The 21,123-nt window shown below is 67.1% G+C and carries 24 protein-coding genes; 5 read left to right on the forward strand and 19 right to left on the reverse strand.

Features of this window, described 5'->3' with window-relative positions; all coding sequences use genetic code 11:
* Window positions 1-9: 9 nt before the first annotated feature.
* The 13 genes from dapF to dapA form a co-directional block, all read right to left on the reverse strand.
* Complete coding sequence (gene dapF / locus AADH62_RS10715) at window positions 10-882, reverse strand: diaminopimelate epimerase (RefSeq protein WP_341579458.1); 873 nt, start codon at window positions 880-882, stop codon at window positions 10-12.
* A 50-nt stretch (window positions 883-932) separates the two neighbouring features.
* Window positions 933-1,844: a tRNA (adenosine(37)-N6)-dimethylallyltransferase MiaA gene (miaA, locus tag AADH62_RS10720; protein WP_425355676.1), complete on the reverse strand. Its 912-nt coding sequence runs from the start codon at window positions 1,842-1,844 to the stop codon at window positions 933-935.
* A 45-nt stretch (window positions 1,845-1,889) separates the two neighbouring features.
* Entirely contained in the window at window positions 1,890-3,437 is a 1,548-nt protein-coding gene (gene miaB / locus AADH62_RS10725) for a tRNA (N6-isopentenyl adenosine(37)-C2)-methylthiotransferase MiaB (RefSeq protein ID WP_341579460.1), read from the reverse strand.
* Window positions 3,438-3,537: 100 nt separating this feature from the next.
* On the reverse strand, window positions 3,538-4,257 hold the full coding sequence (locus tag AADH62_RS10730; protein ID WP_341579461.1) for a regulatory protein RecX: 720 nt from the start codon (window positions 4,255-4,257) through the stop codon (window positions 3,538-3,540).
* Between the two features lie 5 nt (window positions 4,258-4,262).
* Window positions 4,263-5,312 carry a recombinase RecA gene (gene recA / locus AADH62_RS10735; protein WP_341579462.1) on the reverse strand — a complete coding sequence of 350 codons (1,050 nt, stop codon included), beginning with the start codon at window positions 5,310-5,312 and terminating at the stop codon, window positions 4,263-4,265.
* A 260-nt stretch (window positions 5,313-5,572) separates the two neighbouring features.
* The gene (locus AADH62_RS10740) at window positions 5,573-5,794 is read right to left on the reverse strand and encodes a DUF3046 domain-containing protein (RefSeq protein ID WP_341579463.1); all 222 of its coding nucleotides are present in this window, start codon (window positions 5,792-5,794) and stop codon (window positions 5,573-5,575) included.
* 17 nt (window positions 5,795-5,811) lie between these two features.
* On the reverse strand, window positions 5,812-6,120 hold the full coding sequence (locus tag AADH62_RS10745) for a helix-turn-helix domain-containing protein (protein WP_195693428.1): 309 nt from the start codon (window positions 6,118-6,120) through the stop codon (window positions 5,812-5,814).
* Window positions 6,121-6,298: 178 nt separating this feature from the next.
* Entirely contained in the window at window positions 6,299-6,790 is a 492-nt protein-coding gene (locus tag AADH62_RS10750) for a CinA family protein (RefSeq protein ID WP_341579464.1), read from the reverse strand.
* Window positions 6,787-7,377 carry a CDP-diacylglycerol--glycerol-3-phosphate 3-phosphatidyltransferase gene (pgsA, locus tag AADH62_RS10755; RefSeq protein ID WP_341579465.1) on the reverse strand — a complete coding sequence of 197 codons (591 nt, stop codon included), beginning with the start codon at window positions 7,375-7,377 and terminating at the stop codon, window positions 6,787-6,789. The genes AADH62_RS10750 and pgsA overlap by 4 nt, the downstream gene beginning before the upstream one ends.
* A 48-nt stretch (window positions 7,378-7,425) precedes the next feature.
* Window positions 7,426-10,092, reverse strand: a complete 2,667-nt coding sequence (locus tag AADH62_RS10760) for an FtsK/SpoIIIE family DNA translocase (RefSeq protein ID WP_341579466.1) — start codon at window positions 10,090-10,092, stop codon at window positions 7,426-7,428.
* A gap of 78 nt (window positions 10,093-10,170) precedes the next feature.
* Window positions 10,171-10,665 (reverse strand): GNAT family N-acetyltransferase, encoded by a 495-nt coding sequence (locus AADH62_RS10765; protein ID WP_341579467.1) that lies wholly within the window; start codon window positions 10,663-10,665, stop codon window positions 10,171-10,173.
* Window positions 10,666-10,719: 54 nt separating this feature from the next.
* Window positions 10,720-12,396 carry a ribonuclease J gene (locus AADH62_RS10770; RefSeq protein ID WP_341579468.1) on the reverse strand — a complete coding sequence of 559 codons (1,677 nt, stop codon included), beginning with the start codon at window positions 12,394-12,396 and terminating at the stop codon, window positions 10,720-10,722.
* Between the two features lie 23 nt (window positions 12,397-12,419).
* Window positions 12,420-13,397 carry a 4-hydroxy-tetrahydrodipicolinate synthase gene (gene dapA / locus AADH62_RS10775; protein WP_341579469.1) on the reverse strand — a complete coding sequence of 326 codons (978 nt, stop codon included), beginning with the start codon at window positions 13,395-13,397 and terminating at the stop codon, window positions 12,420-12,422.
* Between the two features lie 56 nt (window positions 13,398-13,453).
* On the opposite strand from dapA, the gene AADH62_RS10780 reads away from it, so the two are divergent.
* Complete coding sequence (locus AADH62_RS10780) at window positions 13,454-13,996, forward strand: NUDIX hydrolase (protein ID WP_341579470.1); 543 nt, start codon at window positions 13,454-13,456, stop codon at window positions 13,994-13,996.
* A gap of 11 nt (window positions 13,997-14,007) precedes the next feature.
* On the opposite strand, the gene AADH62_RS10785 is transcribed toward AADH62_RS10780, so the two are convergent.
* Both AADH62_RS10785 and thyX read right to left on the reverse strand, forming a co-directional pair.
* Entirely contained in the window at window positions 14,008-14,772 is a 765-nt protein-coding gene (locus AADH62_RS10785; RefSeq protein WP_341579471.1) for an SDR family oxidoreductase, read from the reverse strand.
* A gap of 28 nt (window positions 14,773-14,800) precedes the next feature.
* Window positions 14,801-15,526, reverse strand: coding sequence for an FAD-dependent thymidylate synthase (gene thyX, locus AADH62_RS10790; protein WP_341579472.1), 726 nt, complete (start codon window positions 15,524-15,526; stop codon window positions 14,801-14,803).
* A 144-nt stretch (window positions 15,527-15,670) separates the two neighbouring features.
* Between thyX and AADH62_RS10795 the strand changes: the two genes are divergently transcribed.
* The 4 genes from AADH62_RS10795 to AADH62_RS10810 all read left to right on the forward strand — a co-directional run bounded on the left by AADH62_RS10795 (window position 15,671) and on the right by AADH62_RS10810 (window position 18,012).
* Window positions 15,671-16,108 (forward strand): thioredoxin family protein, encoded by a 438-nt coding sequence (locus AADH62_RS10795; protein WP_341579473.1) that lies wholly within the window; start codon window positions 15,671-15,673, stop codon window positions 16,106-16,108.
* Window positions 16,101-16,568 carry a DUF4395 domain-containing protein gene (locus AADH62_RS10800; RefSeq protein WP_341579474.1) on the forward strand — a complete coding sequence of 156 codons (468 nt, stop codon included), beginning with the start codon at window positions 16,101-16,103 and terminating at the stop codon, window positions 16,566-16,568. The genes AADH62_RS10795 and AADH62_RS10800 overlap by 8 nt, the downstream gene beginning before the upstream one ends.
* 117 nt (window positions 16,569-16,685) lie before the next feature.
* Window positions 16,686-17,111 (forward strand): OsmC family peroxiredoxin, encoded by a 426-nt coding sequence (locus AADH62_RS10805; protein WP_341579475.1) that lies wholly within the window; start codon window positions 16,686-16,688, stop codon window positions 17,109-17,111.
* Window positions 17,104-18,012 (forward strand): TIGR01777 family oxidoreductase, encoded by a 909-nt coding sequence (locus AADH62_RS10810; RefSeq protein ID WP_341579476.1) that lies wholly within the window; start codon window positions 17,104-17,106, stop codon window positions 18,010-18,012. The genes AADH62_RS10805 and AADH62_RS10810 overlap by 8 nt, the downstream gene beginning before the upstream one ends.
* Before the next feature lie 9 nt (window positions 18,013-18,021).
* On the opposite strand, the gene AADH62_RS10815 is transcribed toward AADH62_RS10810, so the two are convergent.
* The 4 genes from AADH62_RS10815 to AADH62_RS10830 all read right to left on the reverse strand — a co-directional run bounded on the left by AADH62_RS10815 (window position 18,022) and on the right by AADH62_RS10830 (window position 21,037).
* The gene (locus AADH62_RS10815) at window positions 18,022-18,474 is read right to left on the reverse strand and encodes a hypothetical protein (RefSeq protein ID WP_341579477.1); all 453 of its coding nucleotides are present in this window, start codon (window positions 18,472-18,474) and stop codon (window positions 18,022-18,024) included.
* Window positions 18,471-19,301 (reverse strand): 4-hydroxy-tetrahydrodipicolinate reductase, encoded by an 831-nt coding sequence (dapB, locus tag AADH62_RS10820; RefSeq protein ID WP_341579478.1) that lies wholly within the window; start codon window positions 19,299-19,301, stop codon window positions 18,471-18,473. Before dapB ends, AADH62_RS10815 begins: the two co-directional genes overlap by 4 nt.
* Before the next feature lie 42 nt (window positions 19,302-19,343).
* Window positions 19,344-19,946: a histidine phosphatase family protein gene (locus tag AADH62_RS10825; protein ID WP_341579479.1), complete on the reverse strand. Its 603-nt coding sequence runs from the start codon at window positions 19,944-19,946 to the stop codon at window positions 19,344-19,346.
* 65 nt (window positions 19,947-20,011) lie between these two features.
* Complete coding sequence (locus AADH62_RS10830) at window positions 20,012-21,037, reverse strand: aldo/keto reductase (RefSeq protein WP_341579480.1); 1,026 nt, start codon at window positions 21,035-21,037, stop codon at window positions 20,012-20,014.
* Window positions 21,038-21,123: the final 86 nt, after the last annotated feature.

Below are 21,123 nucleotides of genomic sequence, written 5' to 3' on the forward strand. Positions count from 1 at the left end.
CGCACGAGGTCAGGCCAGCGCCATCTCGCCGGAGAAGACGAGGGTGGCGGGGCCCGCGAGAAAGACGTGCGAGACACCATCCACGGATGCCACGCGAACCCCGAGCTCGCCGCCGGGCACACCGACCTGCCAGGCATCGGGCGCTGCAGCGCCGGCCCAGTGACGCACCGCGAGGGCAGCCGCAGCGACCCCCGTGCCGCACGAAAGCGTTTCACCGACGCCGCGTTCGAAGACCCGCATGCTGAGGCCCCCCGTGCCGCCCTGGACCAGAGGATCGTTCGGCACGACGAACTCCACGTTCGCACCGGCGGTGGGAGCCGGCTCGAGCTGTGGGACGCGCGCGAGATCGATGCCGGCAAGTTCATCGGCAGTGGGGAGGGCGACCACGACATGCGGATTGCCAACATCCACCCCGATTCCGGGCCGTGCGACATCGAGATGGCGAGCCCGAACCAGAACCTCGGACTCGTCGATCTGGAAGGCACCGAGATCCACTTCGAAGCCGCGCTCATGAAGCGTCACGGGCTTGATGCCGGCGCGGGTGCCCACCAGGACCGGGCCCGCTGCAGCATCCGCCCAGCCGACCGCGGTGAGATAGCGCACGAAGACACGGATGCCGTTCCCGCACATCTCCGCAGCCGACCCGTCGGCGTTTCGGTAGTCCATGAACCACTCCACGCCCGCGGCGGTGGCTGCAGCGCCTTCGGGGATCGCTGCGGCGCGGACAACCCGCAGCAGCCCGTCGGCACCGACCCCGAACCGTCGGTCGCACAGCGCCGCCACCTGGTCGTCGGAGAGGTCGAGATCCCCGTCGGCGTCGGGCACGATGACGAAGTCGTTGCCCGTGCCGTGGCCCTTGGTGAACGAGATGGGGATCGACATGCCTTCAGTCTAGAAGCGCACCGCCGTGTGCTCGCCCCGGGGTGATCCCGTCACAGGTCCAGCACCCGCGCGACGTCGTCATGAGATTCGAGCCAGTGCACACCGGCGTACCGGCGGAACCACGACACCTGGCGACGGGCGTAGCGGCGCGTCAGGGCCTGGGTCTGCGCTATTGCCTCCGCCTGCGAGAGCTCTCCCGCAAGCTGGCCCAGCGCCTGCGCATAGCCGATGGCGCGGCGCGCGGTGACCCCGCGCTCGATCCCGGCGGCACGGAGTGATTCCACTTCGCCGAGGAGCCCGTCTGCCCACATCCGTTCGACACGGACATCGAGGCGAGCGACAAGGTCCGCTCTCGGCATCCGTCGGCCGAGGATCCGCGTTCGCGGGTGCCACGTCACCGGTCGATCGGGGAGCGCCGCGCCGTGGCCGGCGCTTCCCGATTCGATCACCTCGAGAGCGCGGATCACCCGCCGCTCGTTGGCCGGATCGATCCTCGCCGCGGTGTCGGGGTCGAGAGCGCGAAGGCGGTCAACGAGGACGCCGACGCCTTTCGCCGCCGCCTCGGCTTCCAGCGCAGCTCGGCGCGCGGGGTCGCGCGGGGGGAACTGGAAGTCGTAGATGACGCTGGAGACGTAGAGCCCTGATCCCCCGACGAGGATCGCTTCAGCACCGCGCGCCTGGATCTGTGCGATCGCCGCGCGTGCTGCGGGCTGATAAGCCGCGACAGCCGCCTCTTCGGTCACATCGAGTACGTCGAAGAGGTGGTGCGGGATGCCCCTCCGCTCCGCCTCAGGGAGCTTGGCCGTTCCGATGTCCATGCCGTGGTACAGCTGCATGGCGTCGGCGTTGATGATCTCTGCGCGCCGCCCGCGCCGCGTCAGCTCCTCAGCCAGGGCTAGCGAGGTCTCGCTCTTGCCGGTTCCCGTCGCCCCGACGATGACCCACAGCGTCGGCTCCGCCATCATGTCAGCGCGGGCGCCCATGCCGGCCATCCCCACGGGTCTGCGTCACGCGCTCACACGCAGTGAGGGGACTCCCAGCGAGACCGCACGGCGCTCACCGGTCGCTGACGGTGTGGGTATGGCGCACGACTCGGCGAGTGACCGATCCCACGCATCCCCGGCGCGCGTGCGGCGGACGCGAAGTCGTCCACCCTCGGGGGCATCGGCAAGCAGATGGAACGGCGCAGCATGGGTAACCGCCACAGTGACGACATCGCCGGGCCGAGGAACATCCGAGCCGTCGGGAACCTCGAAATGCACCAGCCGGTTGTCTTCGGCGCGGCCGGTCAGTCGTCGGGTTTCGGCATCCTTCTTGCCCTCGCCCGTCGAAACGAGCACATCGAGCTCCCGGCCCACTTGAGCCTGGTTCTCTTCAAGACTGATGCGTTCCTGGAGCTCGATGAGCCGGTTGTAACGCTCCTGCACGACAGCCTTCGGCACCTGGTCGGCCATCGTCGCCGCGGGCGTTCCTTCGCGAATCGAGTACTGGAAGGTGAAGGCGCTGGCGAACCGGGCGCGTTCGACGACGCGCATCGTGTCTTCGAAGTCCTCGTCAGTCTCGCCCGGGAACCCGACGATGATGTCGGTGGAGATCGCAGCATGCGGAATACGGTCGCGCACACGGTCGAGGATGCCAAGGAACCTGTCGCTGCGATACGAGCGGCGCATGGCTCGCAGGATCCGGTCGCTTCCCGACTGGAGGGGCATGTGAAGCTGCGGCATCACCGACGGCGTCTCGGCCATCGCCTCGATCACATCATCGGTGAACGCAGCAGGGTGAGGGCTCGTGAAGCGGATACGCTCGAGACCCTCGATCTCGCCCGCGGCGCGCAGCAGCTTGCCGAACGCCTGCCGGTCGCCGAACTCGACACCGTAGGAGTTCACGTTCTGCCCGAGGAGAGTGACTTCGATCGCCCCGTCATCGACGAGCAGGCGGATCTCGTTCAGGATGTCGCCGGGGCGCCGATCCTTCTCTTTGCCACGAAGGCTCGGAACGATGCAGAACGTGCAGGTGTTGTTGCACCCGACCGAAATCGACACCCACCCCGACGCCGCGCTGTCGCGCTTGGTCGGAAGAGTCGAGGGGAAGATCTCGAGCGACTCGAGGATCTCGAGTTCTGCTTCCTCGTTGTGTCGCGCACGCTCGAGCAGGGTCGGCAGCGATCCCATGTTGTGCGTGCCGAAGACAACGTCCACCCACGGCGCCTTCTCGAGGACTCGCTCCTTGTCCATCTGTGCGAGGCATCCGCCGACCGCGATCTGCATTCCCTCGCGCTTGTCTTTGCGGGACTTGAGGTGGCCGAGGGTGCCGTAGAGCTTGCCGGCGGCATTGTCACGGACCGCGCAGGTGTTGATGACGACGATGTCGGCTTCGTCACCGGCGGCCGCGCGTACGTAACCAGCGCTCTCGAGCGATCCGGAGAGTCGCTCGGAGTCATGGACGTTCATCTGGCAGCCGAACGTGCGCACCTCGTAGGTCCGCGCCGCTCCCGTAGGTGACACGGCTGCGGGCGACGGCGCGATGAACGTCGGCGAAGCGGAGGGGGTGGTCATAGTGCCTGCCATTCTACGAGCCGCTCCGGGGTACTGGCCGAGTGCGAGGCTGCCCGGGTACAGCGAGCCACCGGTACCTGCGCAGCCGGCGGGTTAGGTCTCAGTCGCGCGGGTCAGCCAACGCAAGCCGTGCCGCGGTCATCGCCACCCCCGGTGGGTAACCGCGTCGCTGTAGCTGACCGACGAGGCGCCGGATCGCGACATCGACGGCCACACCACGGTAGCCACCGGCCTTCTGCCGTGCGAACTCGAGAGCCCGTTCGGCGTCGTCATCGGGAAGCGTCGCCAGCGCCGCATCGGCGACGTCACGGGGAATGCGGCGCTTGGCTAGCAGCTGGGCGATTGCTCGCCGTCCTTCGCGACGCCTGGTGACCGCGGTGTGCACGAGCTGCTCTGCGAGGTCGGCATCACCGAGCCATCTCTTTCCCACGAGTTCGGCCACGAGCACCTCTGCGACGACCTTCTCAACGCCGTCCGCAACCAGCTCATCGGTGGCTTCCCCCTCCGACAGTCCGCGCCGGCGCAGCCGCTTGATCAGTCGATCGAGCGCAGCACGGGCGACGGCCGACGACGCACGAGATTCCCCGTATGGGTCGGCGAAGTAGGAGTCGTCATCATCCTCAGCGAGATCGTCGTCATCGACCCACGTCGAATGCCACGTGCCTGCGGACAGTTCCGCACAGGCTTCACCGCGATCTTCACCGAAGAGGTCATCATCGCTGGAGACTGCGTCGCGGGCAGCTGGGCCGCGAGAGAAGGCCCCGTCACCGAACAGCGGGATGACGGGAGCGAGCGACTGCTCGCCCCCGGTCTCACGCATCATGATCAGGCCGGGCGCCGCTTGGCGAGCTCGTCTTCGACATCACCCGCGGGCTTTGCTCCGCCGATGCCAAGCTTCTCTTTGATCTTGGTCTCGATGTCGGCAGCGATGTCTTCGTTCTTGAGCAGGAAAGACCTCGCGTTCTCCTTGCCCTGCCCCAGCTGCTCGCCGTCGTAGGTGTACCAGGCTCCGGACTTCTTCACGATGCTGTGCTCCACACCGAAATCGATGAGGCTGCCCTCGCGAGAGATACCCGTGCCGTAGAGGATGTCGAACTCGGCCTGCTTGAATGGCGGCGCCATCTTGTTCTTGACGACCTTGACGCGCGTGCGGTTACCGACGGCATCCGTGCCGTCCTTGAGCGTCTCGATCCGACGGATGTCCAGGCGCACTGATGCATAGAACTTCAGCGCCTTTCCACCGGCAGTGGTCTCGGGAGAGCCGAAGAACACGCCGATCTTCTCGCGCAGCTGGTTGATGAAGATCGCCGTGGTCTTGGTCTGGTTCAGGCCACCGGTGAGCTTGCGCAGCGCCTGGGACATGAGACGAGCCTGCAGACCGACGTGCGAATCACCCATCTCGCCCTCGATCTCGGCCTTGGGCACGAGCGCAGCGACCGAGTCGATGACCACCAGATCGATGGCCCCCGAGCGGATCAGCATGTCTGCGATCTCCAGCGCCTGCTCTCCCGTGTCGGGCTGTGAGACGAGAAGCTGATCGATGTCGACGCCGAGCTTCTGCGCGTAGTCGGGATCGAGCGCGTGCTCAGCGTCAATGAACGCGGCGATACCACCAGCCTTCTGGACGTTCGCGATCGCGTGGAGGGTAAGAGTCGTCTTACCCGAGGACTCCGGACCGTAGATCTCGATGATGCGGCCGCGCGGCAGGCCGCCGACACCCAGTGCCACGTCAAGGGCGATGGAGCCGGTCGGGATGACCTCGACCGGTGCGCGCTCGTCGCTGCCCAGTCGCATCACCGAGCCCTTTCCGAACTGCCTGTCGATCTGCGCGAGCGCTGAATCGAGCGCCTTCTCGCGGTCTGCGGGTGTGGGCATGGCGTGTGCTCCTTCAGCACTCGGTCCGTCGTCGGTCTATCCGGCTCCGGAGAATCGGCCGCCTGTAGGCTGTCGCGCTGCGACTCGGATGAGTATCAGTGCGACAAGGCGCATGGTGTCGTTCGACGCTGCTCACGGTACGCGGGGGTCCCGACATTGCTGCGGGTCGGTCCGCGTGTCGTGAGGGAACGCCTTCTCGACTCCACTTGTGCAGGAGACTACGCGGTCATCGAACAGATCTTCGACGACACGCCGTCGCGTCAGCGGCGAGGTTCGAGGCGACCGACGCCATACCGGCGCTGCGCGGGCACGTCAGTCTCTGCGCACAGCGCGAGCCACACATCCCGTGGCGGAACACCGGCCGCGATCGCCTCGGTCGCAGTGCGCCCACCGACACCGGAAAGGACCAGGTCGGCCAGAAGTGCAGCTGACTGCGCACCGAACTCGTCGGCTACGGCGCGGTCGAACTCGCTACGACGCATGCAGATTGCGGCGCTGGTCAGCGCAGGGAGAGCTCGGCGTCCATCGACGCGACGAGCTCGTCGGGGACGACGTCGGGGAAGGTCTGCAGGCCCTCGAGCACGGCGAGACGGTCTCCGACTTCGCGCATGATCGTTGAGATGGGAACATCGAGCGCTTCGGCGACCGAGGCGAGAATCTCGCTCGAGGCTTCCTTCTGGCCGCGCTCCACTTCGCTCAAGTAACCCAGCGCGACGCTTGCGCGGCTGGCGACCTGACGGAGGGTGCGACCCTTCTGCTGGCGGAAGTCACGCAGGACTTCGCCGATCTCTTGACGTACCAGTACCATCTCGGGTCCCCTCCTCACTGACTGCTTCTGTTGGTGGTGATTCCGCTGGTGTCGCGGGTGGACAACAGTACAACACCGATGTAGGTCACACTAATGCCGCCTTCTGGGGAATGGGTGGGAATCACCGAAAGTAACGCATCCGAAACACCGGGTGTTCCCGCCTGCGGCCCGCGCTCGCTCAGAGCGAAACGCGCAGCATCTCGAGGGCAGCCGCGACCGCTTCCGCACGAATCGCCGCCCGATCACCGGCGAGCTCAAGCTCGGTGACCGCCTCACGCTCCGGTGTCACGACGGCAACATAAACGCGTCCGACCGGTGCTCCGTCCTGCGGGTCGGGTCCGGCAACGCCGGTCGTCGCCACCCCGACCTCGGTGAGCGCACCGGCCTGAGCGGTTGCGACCCGGATGCCGCGGGCCATCTGACCGGCAACCTCGGGATGTACCGCGCCCTCGCGGTCCAGGAGCGCAGCGTCCACCCCGAGAAGGCTTGCCTTCAGATCGGTGGCGTAGGCGACGACCCCGCCACGGAAAACGTCCGAAGCACCGGGAACCGACACGAACGCCGAAGCGAGCGCGCCGCCGGTCAACGACTCGGCAACACCCAGCCGCCACGCTCGGGAGCGAAGCGTCGCGAGAACCTCGGACGCACGCGCCCAGGCGGCGGACGTCATGATTCCGCCGACCGCGCCACCTCACCCCGCCGAGCACGCGCGGCCCGAACCTCGGTGACGACGTAGTCGATCCCGCTCGCGATGGTCAGGATGACAGCGATCGTCATCGCAACGCCGTTGACCCAGAAGATCCACTCGCCGACGAGGTTCCACAGCGGAAGCAGGGCGAGCGAGAGCGCAACGGCCTGCGCGACGGTCTTGAGCTTTCCCATCCACGCTGCAGCCAGCACGTGATCGCTCACGACGATGAAGCGGTAGATCGTGATTCCGACCTCGCGAATCAGAACAACGATCGTGATCCACCATGGCAGCTCGCCAAGGATCGACAGTCCGATGAACGCGAACCCGGTCAGCACCTTGTCGGCGATCGGGTCCAGGAGCTTGCCGAGGTCGGTGACGATCTCGTACTTGCGCGCAAGATAGCCGTCGATCCCGTCGGTGGCGATGGCGACGATGAAGATCACCGCAGCCCACCAGCGCAGCGCACCGTCCGATCCCGCATCGGCCAGCAGCATCCAGAGGAAGACCGGCGCCATGAGAATGCGCACGATCGTGATCGCGTTGGGCAGCTGCCTCGGAATCGCCATGGGGCGAGCCTACTGCGCAAGACCCGCGTGCTCGGGGGACGAGACCGGTCAGTCGCGGCCGGTCAGCCCCCAGGCATCCTCGCTGCCCTCGTCACCGTCGACGACCTCATACCCGGCGAACTGCCCATCGACAGCATCGGGACCGTACGGGTCCTCGGATGCCGCACCGGGCGCGTCCTCGCCGCGCAGACGCGCAAGCACGTCCGGCAGCTGCTCGGCCGTGACGAGCACATCGCGCGCCTTCGAGCCCTCGGAGGGACCGACGATCTCGCGTGACTCGAGCAGATCCATCAGGCGACCCGCCTTCGCGAAGCCCACGCGGAGCTTGCGCTGAAGCATCGAGGTCGAGCCGAACTGCGTCGAAACGACGAGTTCTGCCGCAGCCAGCAGCAACTCGAGGTCGTCACCGATGTCGGCATCCACTTCTTTCTTCTCGGCCGCCGCCTGAACGTCCGACCGATACTCGGGGCGCGCCTGCCCGGTGACATGAGCGACGACCTTCTCGATCTCGGACTCACTCACCCATGCGCCCTGCACGCGAAGGGCCTTGGAGGCCCCCATCGGCAGGAAGAGGCCATCACCCTGGCCGATCAGGCGGTCAGCTCCGGGCTGATCGAGGATCACGCGGGAGTCGGTAACACTAGTCACCGCGAACGCGAGACGCGAGGGGACGTTGGCCTTGATGAGGCCGGTCACGACATCTACCGAGGGTCGCTGCGTCGCCAGCACCAGATGGATGCCGCTCGCTCGCGCCAGCTGCGTGATGCGGACGATCGAGTCCTCCACATCGCGCGGGGCGACCATCATGAGGTCGGCGAGCTCATCGACCACGACCAGGAGATATGGGTAGGGCTTGAGGGCGCGTTCGCTCCCGGGCGGCAGCTTCACCTCGCCAGCGACGACAGCGCGGTTGAAGTCGTCGATGTGGCGGAAACCGAACGACGCGAGGTCGTCGTAACGCATGTCCATCTCTTTCACGACCCACTGAAGAGCTTCGGCAGCCTTCTTGGGGTTCGTGATGATCGGCGTGATCAGATGCGGCACGCCGGCGTACGAGGTCAGCTCGACCCGCTTGGGATCGATGAGCACCATGCGGACCTCTGAGGGCTTGGCGCGCATCAGCAGGCTCGTGATCATCGAGTTCACGAAGCTCGACTTTCCCGAACCCGTCGAGCCTGCAACCAGAAGGTGAGGCATCTTGGCGAGGTTCGCGACGACGAATCCGCCGCCGACGTCCTTGCCCACACCGATCGTCATCGGATGCGTCGACCCAGTGGCAGCAGCCGAACGCAGGACGTCACCAAGCGTGACGATCTCACGGTCGGTGTTCGGGATCTCGACCCCGATCGCGCTCTTGCCGGGGATCGGCGCGAGGATACGAACCTCGTTGGATGCGACGGCGTACGCGATGTTGTTGGTGAGCGCCGTGATGCGCTCGACCTTCACGCCGGGGCCGAGCTCGATCTCGTACTGCGTGACTGTCGGTCCGCGGGAGAACCCCGTCACCCGCGCGTTGATCGAGAACTCCTCGAAGACGCTCGTGATGGCTCGGACCACGGCGTCGTTGGCCTCGGAGCGCGCCTTCGCGGGAGTTCCCGCCGAGAGATTGTTCACGGAAGGGAGACGGTACGGCGCGGTCGGAGCGGACCGGGTCGCATCGCTGCCAATGCCGATCACGCCGGGCAACGCGGCATCCTCGTCATCGGCATCGTCATCCTGGAGCCCCGTACGCGACGCGCCAACCGCCTTCTTCGCGCCGTCGAGGACGGCCGGATCGATGACCTCGGTAAGCGCATCAGGCGCCGGCGCATCCGAAGCGACAGCAGCGAAAGCCTGATCGAAGCCTCCCTCGGGCGGGCCCGGCGGCAGGAGTTCGGTGAGGAAGTCCTCCGTCGACATGCCGCCATCGGGATCCTGCTCGCGCCCCGAGCTGTTCCGGCGCCACCACGGCAAGGACGTGCGCTCGGCAGACTCGGTCTCGTCGGCATCGGCCGACTCGGCGGGGCCCGTGACGCGATCGGCGCCGAACATCCAGGCATAGAGGTCGCCCAGGCGCCTGCCGATGCGGTTGGGCGGCGTCTTGGTGAGGATCAGGATGCTGAGGATGCCGAGCAGGCTCAGCACGATGCCGGCACCGATCGAGGTCAACCCCAGAGCGAGCGGCTCCCCCAGCATCCAGCCGAAGACGCCTCCCGCAGCACTGAGCGCGGGCAGGCCGTCACGCGGCTGCGGGCGGCCGCCGTAGACATGCGCGAAGGCCGCGATGACCAGGATGATCAGGCCGAAACCGATTCCGATCCTGCCGTTGTCGTGAACGGATGCCGGATGACGAAACAGCCAGCCCGCGAGGATCACCAGCAGGACCGGCAGCACGAACGCGACGCGTCCGACAAGCGCGCCCACCGAATAGGCCGAGATCGTCTCGCCGACATCCGATCCGATGAAGAACCACTCCACGACCGCGCCGGCAATCGCGAGCAGCACCAGAAAGAACGGGAATCCGTCGCGGCGCTGGTCTTTCTCCAGGGTCTCGGGACCGAACGCACGGAACATGCCGCCGGTCGCGTGCGCGAGCCCCAGCCACATCCGCACGATCAGCGCGGGCCGCTCCTCGTCACCGACGTACCGCTTGGGCGCCGGCGCTGACGCGCGCGAACGCGAGCCCTTGGCGGGCGCACGACCAGAGGTCGAGGTCTTGGTGCTACTCCTCGGCATGACCTCCACGGTAGGTGCGACCACCGACAATTCCGCGGAACGACGCGGCCTGTCGGCATCCGCCCCTGCTCTGCGCTCTCAGCGCAGGCGCTTGACCATGGTGTCGCGCCCGAAGCCGCTCTGGACCACGGCGAAACCCTCCGTACGGTAGAAGACCGCGGCGAAGTTGCCGCGCTCCACGCTCAGGCTCAGCCGCGCGAAGCCCTCGGCACGGGCTTTGTCTGACAGCGACCGCAGGAGTGCGCGGCCGACCCCGTGTGCCCGCCAGATGGGGCGCACCCCGATGATCAGCTCGGGAACTCCCGTCCCGACGTAGCCGAACCCCGGATCGGATCGGGGGAACATCCGGTGCCACGCAGCCCCGATCGGCTCGCCCTGCGGATCCGACGCGACGAACCCGGCATCCCCGGGGCGCATCCAGCCCGAGACGTACCTGCCGTGCTCGGGGGCGGTCAGCACCTCATACCTCGGCCGGGATCGTCCCGGCGACCAGTTGGCTGCCTCGACGACCATGTCACCCAGGAACGCTCCATCGGCAGCCGTTGCGGGGCGGATGCTGAAGCTGGCGGGCATGCCGTGATTGTAGCGAGCGCGACGGGTCGAGCATCCGCCGACCGGCGGCGCAGCTCAGGCCTCGATGACCAGCGGTACGATCATCGGCCGACGACGCAGGGACTGGTTGACCCACCGGCCGATCGTCCGGCGCACGACCTGTGAGAGCGCATGGTTGTCTCGCACACCGGACTGCGCGGCTTCCGCGAGCGCTGCAGCGATCTTGGGCTTCACACTCTCGAAAACTGCCGCGTCCTCCGCAAAGCCTCGCGCGTGGACCTCGGGGCCGGAAATGATGCGGCCGGTCGCGGCATCCACGACGACGATCACCGAGATGAAGCCCTCTTCGCCGAGGATGCGACGGTCCTTGAGATCGGCGTCGGTGATCTCACCAACGCTCGATCCGTCGACGTAGACGAAACCGAGATCGAGCTGACCGACGTTGCGCGCGACACCGTCGCGCAGGTCGATGACCGACCCGTTCTCGGCGACGATCGTGTTCTCGGCCGGGACACCGGTCTGCTGCGCCAGCTGAGCATTGGCCATCAGGTGCCGGTACTCACCGTGGACGGGGAGCACGTTTCGAGGCTTCAAGATGTTGTAGCAGTAGAGCAGCTCCCCCGCCGCCGCATGCCCCGACACGTGGACCTTGGCATTGGCCTTGTGAACGACGTTGGCCCCGAGCTTGGTGAGCCCGTCGATGACGCGGTAGACGGCGTTCTCGTTGCCGGGGATCAGGCTCGAAGCGAGGATGACGGTGTCGCCGGGGCCCGGTTCGATCTCGTGGTCGAGATTGGCCATCCGCGAGAGCACAGCCATGGGCTCTCCCTGCGACCCGGTCGACATGTAGACGATCTGATCGTCGGGAAGGTTCCGCGCCTTCTTGTAGTCGATGAGCAGGCCGTCCGGCACATTCAGGTAGCCGAGGTCTTCGGCGATCGTCATGTTGCGCACCATGCTGCGACCAAGCAGCGCCAAACGGCGCCCGTGGGCAGCTGCCGCATCCATCACCTGCTGAACGCGGTGGACGTGGCTGGAAAAGCTCGCGACGATGACGCGGCGCGGCGCTTTGCCAATGACCTGGTCGAGGACCGGGCCGATCTCCTTCTCGAGGGGCGTGAATCCGGGCACGTCGGCATTCGTGGAGTCGACCAGAAAGAGGTCGACCCCCGCTTCGCCCAGGCGCGAGAACGCCCGCAGGTCGGTGAGGCGCCCATCCAGCGGGAGCTGATCCATCTTGAAGTCGCCGGTGGCCAGCACCGTGCCCGCCTCGGTTCGGATGGCAACCGCGAGCGCGTCGGGAATCGAGTGGTTGACCGCCACGAACTCGAGCTCGAAGGGGCCGAGACGCTCGACCTGTCCCTCCTTCACCGTGAGGGTGTAGGGACGCAGGCGGTGCTCCTTGAGCTTTGCCTCCGTGAGGGCCAGGGTGAGTCCCGAGCCGATCAGCGGCAGATCGCCCTTGAGCTTCAGCAGGTACGGAACGGCGCCGATGTGGTCTTCATGGCCGTGCGTGAGCACGATACCGACGATGTCGTCCAGGCGCTCCTTGAGCGGTTCGAAGTCGGGGAGGATCAGATCCACGCCGGGCTGGTGCTCCTCGGGGAAGAGCACCCCGCAGTCCAGGACGAGGATCTTGCCGTCGAACTCGAAGATGGTCATGTTGCGGCCGACCTCGCCGAGACCCCCGAGCGGGATGACGCGCAGCGTTCCCGGTTCGAGCGGGGGCGGGGCGAGAACAGCGTTGGACATGCGACTCCTATCGGCGCTGGGAATCAGCGCGTGGTGCCCGAGACCTTGGGCAGGGCACCGCCGGCGGCAGCGTTGCGGTCAGGACGGAAGTTCGAGAAATCGACACCGGGAACACCCGAGACAAGGGCGAGTTCGTCCTCGATCTTGGCGGCTTCCCACTCCTCCGGGCCAACCAGCGGCAGGCGCACGCGGGGGCTGGTGATCCGGCCGAGCCCGTGGAGGATGTACTTGGCCGAGACGGTGCCGGGAACGTGGGTCATGACTGCCCGCACGAGCGGCTCGAGCTGGCGGTGGGCTGCGGTTGCTACCGCCAGGTCACCGGCGTTGACGGCATCCACGATCACGCGGTAGGGCTGCGCGGCAATGTTGGCGGTCACCCCGATCAGGCCGGTCGCCCCGATCGACAGGTGCGGCAACACGTTCGCATCGTCGCCCGAGAAGTACATCAGGTCGGTCTGGTTCAGCACGCGGCTGACCTCGCTGAAATCGCCCTTGGCGTCTTTGATGGCGAGGATGTTCGGGTGCTTGGCAAGCCGCAGGATCGTCTCGTACTGGATCGGCACTCCCGTGCGGCCCGGGATGTCGTAGAGGATGACGGGAAGGTCAGTGGCATCGGCGACCAGGCGGAAGTGGGTCAGGATGCCGGCCTGCGTCGGCTTGTTGTAGTACGGCGTGACGATCATGATGCCGTCGGCACCGACCTTCTCGCTGGCCTTATAAAGCTCGATGGCGTGTGCTGTCTCGTTGGAGCCGCCGCCGGTGATGATGGCGGCACGGCCTGCCGCGACATCCTTGCCGACCTCGACGAGGCGAATCTTCTCGGCGTCAGTCAGGGTCGAGGTCTCGCCCGTGGTTCCCGTCACGACGATGCCGTCGGCGCCCGCGCCGATCACATCGTCGATGTGCTTCTCGACCGCCGGCCAGTCGACCTCGCCGTCGGCGGTCATGGGAGTGACCAGCGCGACGAGTACCTGCCCGAACGGGTTTGTCGAGTGCGTCATGGGTTCAGGCTATCGGTTCGGCATCCTGCGGCGCCTCGGCGCTCTAGCCTGGTGCCATGTCGTGGCGCACAGAATCGTCGAGATCGATCTATGAGAACCGGTGGATCGCGGTTCGAGAAGACAGCGTCAGCGGCCCTGCCGGCGCAGGGATCTACGGCGTGGTGAGGATGCAGCATCCGGCAGTCTTCGTCGTGGCCGTCGATGCACACGACAGGGTCTGCCTGGTCGCCCTCGAGCGCTATCCGACCGGCAACCGATCCATCGAGGTTCCCGCGGGCGGCACCGACGGCGAATCTCCCCGCGATGCGGCCGAGCGCGAGCTGCGTGAAGAGACCGGGCTCCAGGCGAGCGAGTTCACCGAGATCGGCTTCATGTATGCCCTCAACGGCATCGCCGACGCCCCCGAGCACGTCTTCCTCGCGACCGGCCTCACGCCCATTCCCGCCGATGCGACCGAGCGCCGCGAGGAGGGAATCGACGAAGTGTCGTGGGTCCCGTTTCCGGAGGTGCTCCGGATGATTCGCGATGGTGCGATCAGCGACGGCGAGACGATCGCAGCGCTGATGTTCGCCGCGATCCACCTCGGGCGTGTGAACTGAACTGACGGGTCTTAGCGCCCGCGGCGGCCGGCCGATGCGGAGACGGATGCCGGCAGCAGGCGCGCGGCGGCAGTGATCAGCTTCCACTTCAGGGACGGGATCGAGACTGCCCGGCCGCGGGCGGCATCGCGCAGGGATTGCTCGACGACGACGTCAGCGTCGAGCCACAGCCAATCAGCCACTCCCTCGCGACCCGGGGCGAGCCCCATCCGCTCGTGGAAGTTCGTGTGGGTGAAACCGGGGCAGACCGCGGTCACGGTCACCCCGGACGGTGCATAGGCCGCGTTGGCCCACCGCGAGAACTCGACGACCCAGCGCTTGACGGCGCCGTAGGTCGATCGCGGTGTGTAGGCGGCCACGGATGCGACGTTGATGATTCGCCCGTGGCCTCGGCTGAGCATCGGCCCGAGGGCCGCGTGCATGAGCCGCATCGGCACCTCGACGTGCAGCTCCAGGTGCCGCGCTTCATCCTCGATGTCGTTGCGTTCGAACGCGAGGGGCAGCCCGAACCCGGCGTTGTTGACCAGCACCTCGATGGGGCGTTCGGGATCTGTCAGCCGGGCTTCGACCTTCGCCCGCTGCCGCGGCTTGGTCAGGTCGGCGACGAGAGTCTCGGCCTGAACGGGGTAGCGTTCACGGATCTCGGCGGCGACGGCATCCAGGGCTTCCCTGTCCCGACCCACGAGCACGACGTCGGCACCCCGTGCGGCGAGGCGGCGGGCATACTCGGCGCCGAGCCCCGAGCTTGCCCCGGTGACGAGAACGGTCTTCGGCATGCGACTCAGCGGATCCTGCGGCAAGCCATCACGGAGCGACGCGTCCGTTGGCTGCGAAGGCGGCATGGGTCATCGGCATCAGCGTCGCCCAGAGGTCTTCCATCTTCTCGGCGCACATCTCGATCTCGCGCTGCGGGAAAGACGGGAAGTGAGAGCCTTCGACCTTGGTCCGCAGCGACAGGAAGTTCATGAGCGATCGGGCGTTCATCGTGACGTACATCGACGAGTAGGTGTTCAGCGGCAGCACGATGCGCGCAACCTCGCGGGCAACGCCCGCATCCAGCATCCGTTGATACGCCGCGAACGCGTGCGCGGACGCTTCGCGCGTCGCCTCGTCGACGATCTCGGTCTGCTCGGGAGTGCCGTCGATGAAGTCGTACGCGCCGGGCTTTCCGACCTGCACGAGCTTGCGGTCGGGAGCTGGAACGTAGAACACCGGCCGCAGTTCGCGGTACCGCCCCGATTCCTCGTTGTAGGAGGCGATCCGGTGCCGCATGAACTCGCGGAACACGAAGATCGGCGCCTGCACGTAGAAGGTCATCGAGTTGTGCTCGAATGGCGACCCGTGCCGGTCGCGCATCAGGTAGTTGATCAATCCGCGGTCTCGATCGGATGCTTCAACCCCCGCTGCCGCATCCCCGAGGGTCTGTTCGCCCAGAGTGGATACCCGCGCCGCGAACAAGACGTCGGAATCTGCGGCACTGGCTCGGACAAGCTCGACGGTCACGTCGCTGCGAAACTCGATGTCGGTCACGGCTCACACCCTACTCGCGCAACCTCGCGCGGCACGGTGCGAGCCGGGCGCGTCCTGCCTCCTGCAGCCGGAGTTCTGCCCGTCCAGCGTCACAGTCCGTCACGTGCGCCCCTCCCCCGTTCCGGTCGCTTAGTGTGGGATGCCGTGGAACCCGTCTCTGCTCTCATCGGCATCGCCGTTCTGGTCGCGGTCAGTGCCGTGATCGGCATCCTGCTGCGCACCCGTCAGGGGCGTGCGCGGCGCGACGTCAACCATGAGATCGTCGAACCCGCGCGTCTCGGCGCGGACCGACTCGGAGATGCGGCAACCCTGCTGCAGTTCAGCACGGAGATGTGCAGCAGATGCCCCAGCGTTCACCGGACGCTCGGCGAGATCGCAGCGTCGCGTCCCGGGGTACTTCACCTGGATGTCGACCTGACCCACAGGCCCGACATCGCGCGCCACTTCAACGTGCTGCAGACACCCACAACCCTCGTGCTCGACCGTGACGGCGCAGTCCAGACCCGATTCGGCGGAGTGCCCAACCGCCACGTGCTCGAGCTCGAACTTCAGCGACTGACGACGGAGAGCGCCAATGTCTGACAAAGCCCGCGGCATCGACCCTCGGGGTCCGCGGTTCGCCGCCGCAATCACCGCCGTCCTGCTGCTCATCGACGTGTTCCTGGGGCTTATCGGCGCCAGTATCGCGGCCTTCGTGCTGCTGGTCGTGATCGCCCTGCTGTTCCTGTGGGGCGTCGTGGCGCCGCGCACCGCCCCGTGGGGCGCCCTGTATCGCGCCCTCATCCAGCCCCGTCTGGGTCCGCCCAGCGAGCTCGAAGACCCGCGCCCGCCGCGCTTCGCGCAGGGCGTGGGCCTGTTCGTCACCGCGATCGGCATCCTGCTGTTCCTTCTCGGCGTGCCCTGGGGAGTCCCTGCCGCCGCCGCTGCAGCGTTCGTCGCAGCGTTCCTCAACGCCGTGTTCGGGCTGTGCCTGGGATGCCAGCTCTACCTCGTGCTGCAGCGAGCAGGGGTTCTCGGTCGGCGCCCCGCCGGCGCCGCCTGACCGAGGCATCCGGCCGGCGCCGCGGGTTTTGTCACGAGCCTGCCCTCGCCCGCGAAACGCCATTAGGCTGACCGCGGAAGCGCTCACTCCGGGCGCATGACGACCAAGGAGGTCCCCATGTCCGTGACGAGCGAAGCCACCACAGTCTGGAACGGCAGCCTGACCGATGGGTCGGGAACAGTGACGTTCGACAGTTCCCACCTCGGCACGTTCGATGTCAACTGGAAGGCCCGTAGCGAAGGCTCCTCGACGGTCACCACGCCCGAGGAACTCATCGCAGCAGCCCACGCTTCCTGCTTCAGCATGGCGTTCTCGCACGAGCTCACCCAGAACGGCACGCCACCCGAGTCGGTGCGCTGCTCGGCAGCTGTCACCTTCGTCCCGGGCACCGGAATCACCGGAAGCCACCTCAACGTGCACGCATCCGTGCCGGGCCTATCGCAGGAGGACTTCGACCGCATCGCGAACGCCGCGAAGGCCGGATGCCCGGTCTCGGCAGCCCTCGCGGGGATCGAGATCACCCTTGAGGCGACGCTTGCCTGAGTCCGCTCTGCGACACGTCGTCATCGGCGGAGCGTCCGGCCTCATCGGCCGGGCGCTCGCCGAGAGTCTGCGGGCCGACGGCGTCCGCGTGACAAGTCTCGTCCGCACCCCCGATCCTGGTGCTGACGAGGTACCGTGGCTCGTCGACTCCGACGTGCTCGACCCGGCAGTGCTGGACGGCGCAGACGCGGTCATCGGTTTGAACGGGGCGAGCATCGGTCGATTCCCGTGGAGCTCGTCCTACAAGCACACACTGCTGTGGTCGCGGATCACGCCGACGCGGGCCCTGGCACGTGCCGTTCGCGAGCTGGGCGCGAGCGCCCCGCACTTCGTGTCGGCATCCGCTGTCGGCTACTACGGCACGGATCCGGTCGGCGCCGTAGCCGAAGATGCACCCCGCGGGAACGGCTTCCTCGCTGACCTCTGCGGCGAGTGGGAAAGCGCCGCCCGCGGTGCCGGCGATAAAGCCCGGGTGACGACGCTACGCACTGCCTCGATCATTCACCGTGACGGCGTGCTGAAGCCCCTGATCCTGCTGACGAAACTCGGGCTCAGCGGTCCCCTGGGACGGGGCACGCAGGTGTGGCCGTGGATCTCGCTGGATGACGAGGTTCGCGCGATCCGACACATCATCGACACCGGCACGACGGGGCCCGTGAACCTGTGCGGCCCGACCCGCGCGACGGCGAACGACATCGGCTTCACACTGGCTCGAGAGCTGAACCGCCCGTACCTGCTGCGCGCCCCCGAGTGGGGCCTGAAGCTCGTGTTGGGGTCGGACCCGACCGAGTCGCTCTTGACGACCGACGCCTACGTCATCCCCGAGGTGCTGGCCGCGTCCGGTTTCTCGTGGACGCACGAGAGCGCGGAAGAAGCGGTACGAGCTGCCATTGGCCGCTGACCGATTTCGTCAGTTCTGCGGAGCCTGCCCGCGCTCGAGTCGGATGGCAGTTCGCACTGCCGCCCGCGCACGACGTCGGTCTCCGGCCGCGTCGTAGACGATCCCAAGCCGATACCAGGCCCGCCAGTCCTCGGGTGCGCTTTCGACTCCCGCCTTGAAGCGCGGAAACAGCGCATCCCCGTCCGCGCGCATGACCCGCCCGCTGGGGCGCACCGCGACCAGATCATCCGGTACCTCCCCCTCGGCCTCAAGGCGTCGACCGAGTTGCTCGGCGCGCACGCCGAACCACAGCTCGCGCCACAGCGCCCAGACCGCGATCACCGGCAAGACGACCAGCACCGCCCCCATCGCCACACCGACCGGGTCGCCGCTGATCAGCAACAGCCACGCCCGCTGGGCCACCAGGGCGATGTACAGCAGCAGAAGCGCCGCCATCACTCCGACGGCGATGCGCGAACTCATGCGCCGGTGGCGCGGGCTACCTGCCCCGGCACGCCGCCCTCGTCCACAGGGGCCTGGTCGACAAACGCCGGCAGGCGGATGCCGATGTCAAGGAAGGTGTCAAGCCCGATGACGACACTGCCGGGCGCGACACCGGCAACGCGACCGGCGACAGCTCCGAGCACGAGCCGGATGCCTGGCGCATAGGCGGCTGCAGGGTCAATGGTGTCGTGGGTGAGGGTGAGCGTCTCCCCCGGCCCCGAGAGCACGACATTCTGACTCGCAACCACTCCCGGTCGCCGGAGGGAATGAATGGGAACGCTCGCAACCTGCTGACCTCGTGCGCGCTGGTCGACATGGGGAGCGGCGACCGGGCCCGCATCTGCACGGGCCGCAGCGATCAGTTCAGCGGTACGCACAGCCGTTCCCGAGGGCGAGTCGATCTTGGTCTCGCGGTGCGCTTCGATGATCTCGATCGACGGGAAGAAGGGAGCAGCGGCGGCAGAGAGCGCTGAACCGATCACGGATCCGAGCGAGAAGTTCGGAATGAATACCGCCCTGATGCCAGCCTGTTCGATCTCGGGCCGGACTCGTGCGATACGTTCGGCCGACCACCCGGACGTCCCGACGATGATGTCGATCCCCCGCTGCGCTGCAGCGCGAACCACATCGATCGACACGGCGGGAATCGTTGCATCCACGACGAGATCGGCGCCGTCAAGATCTGACATCGGCGACCGCGAGTCGAGCTCAGCGTGGACCTCGAACCCGGGCTCAGCGGCAACGACATCGCGGATGATTCCGCCGAGCTTGCCCGTGGCACCGACGATGGCGACGCGTGTGGTCATGGGTTCCAGCCTATCCGCGGCATCCGGCCGCGCAGCGCACGCTCAGAACGCGTAAGCCTCGGGAAGCCCGGTGCGGTCTTCGACCGGAATATGGGCGAGGTCGTTGTGGGACAGCAGCGTCCACGGTCTCCCCTGCTTCTGGGCCAGCACCGTCAGACCACAGTTAGCTTGATTCAGCGTCATCCACTTCCACTCGGGAGCCTGGAGGACCTCACGGACGAACCAGCCGATGACGAAGTTGTGGGTCACGAGCAGTTCGTGGACCTCACCGGACTTGCGCACGAGGAAGGCGTTGACGGCATCGGCCATCTGCGCACGACCCGCCTCGACCTCTTCCTCGGTGACCGCTCCGAAGAACGGCTCGAACACAGCCGGAGTCTCCTCGACCATGCCCGTGGGAACGCAATCGAACAGCAGGGCCGACGGGGTCGGGGTGAGGGCTGGCATTCGCTCCGCGATCGCCCGAGCTGTCTCAGCGGCACGATCGAGCGGGGAGTGCCAGAGCGCGTTGAAGGGGATCCCCGACAGACGGTCGGCCAAGAAAGCTGCCTGGCGTTGGCCGCGCGGGGAGAGTGGTCCGTCGATCAGACCATGCTCGGCATCCAGATGCTCACCGTGGCGAACGAGATAGATGTAGTGGGTCACGGGGCCGCTTCCTCGACGTGCTCGGAACAGTCCTACCCTAACCTCTCGGCCCTAGGCGGGAGGTCTCAGTCCGCCGCGCGGGCGATATCGGCCAGCTGGCCTCGCGTGAGCCGCACACCCACGCCCTGCACCAGCTCGTCCACCTGGTACGGGGCGAACGCGTTGATGATCGGGGCCGTGATGATGCGCTGCGCAAGGAGCCAGGCAACGGCAACCGAGGCGTTGGTGACCCCCAGCTCCGCGGCAATCGCATCCAGAGCCTTCAGGGTGCGGGTACCCCGCCGGTTGACGTTCGCGGTGATCTGCTTCGCTCGAACCGACAGCGGTCCGTTGAGACGGTCGCGGTGCAGACCCGACAAGAATCCGTGCTCGAGGGCGTGGGAGGGCGTCACCGCCATCGACTGCGCGCTGGCCACCAGGCGCAGATCACTGTCGAACTCGTGGCGCCGCAGGACGTTGAAGGGAACATCCAGAACCGAGATCCGCGGGTAGCCGGCCGAGCACAGGATGCGAGCTTCCACGAGCTGAGCAGCCTGATACCCGATCGCTCCAATAGCGCGGACCTTGCCCGCGCTGATGAGCCACTCAGCGGTAGCGAGCGTCTCTTCCACCGCTGTGGTCGTGTCTGCGCGAGCGTCGAGGTAAAGAACATCGATGCGGTCGGTACCGAGGCGCGTGAGCGAGGCCTCTGCTGCCCGCACGAGGTCGACAGGCCCGAGCCCCGGGTGGTCGGGATGGGCACCGACGCGCACTGCCAGAACGATGTCATCGCGGATGCCGCGGTCTGCCATCCATCGGCCGATGATGTGTTCGCTGCGGCCGCCCGAGAAGCTGTCGGCCGTGTGGATGGCGTTGCCGCCGGCACGCACATAGGTGTCGAGGATCGCGTGGCTCGTGGCTGCGTCGACAGTCCAGCCGAACTCACCGCCACCGACGATCAGGGGGAAGACCGACATCCCGGTCTCGCCGAGATCGACGCGCACGTTCGAGCCGAGTGGCTGACCCAGGACGGGAATCGGTGCGGAGGGATGGGCGGGGTTCACCGCCCCGGCTCCTGCCGTTGCCGCGGCACCGGCGCCAAAAACAGCCATTCCCTCACCCCCTTCACGGTATCCGTGGTGGTGAGTCACTGATGCCGACGCGCTCCCCGGCGCGTGTTTCGAGGGTACGGCGTAAC

This window comes from Microbacterium schleiferi (genome assembly GCF_038150145.1).
Lineage (GTDB): Bacteria > Actinomycetota > Actinomycetes > Actinomycetales > Microbacteriaceae > Microbacterium > Microbacterium schleiferi_B.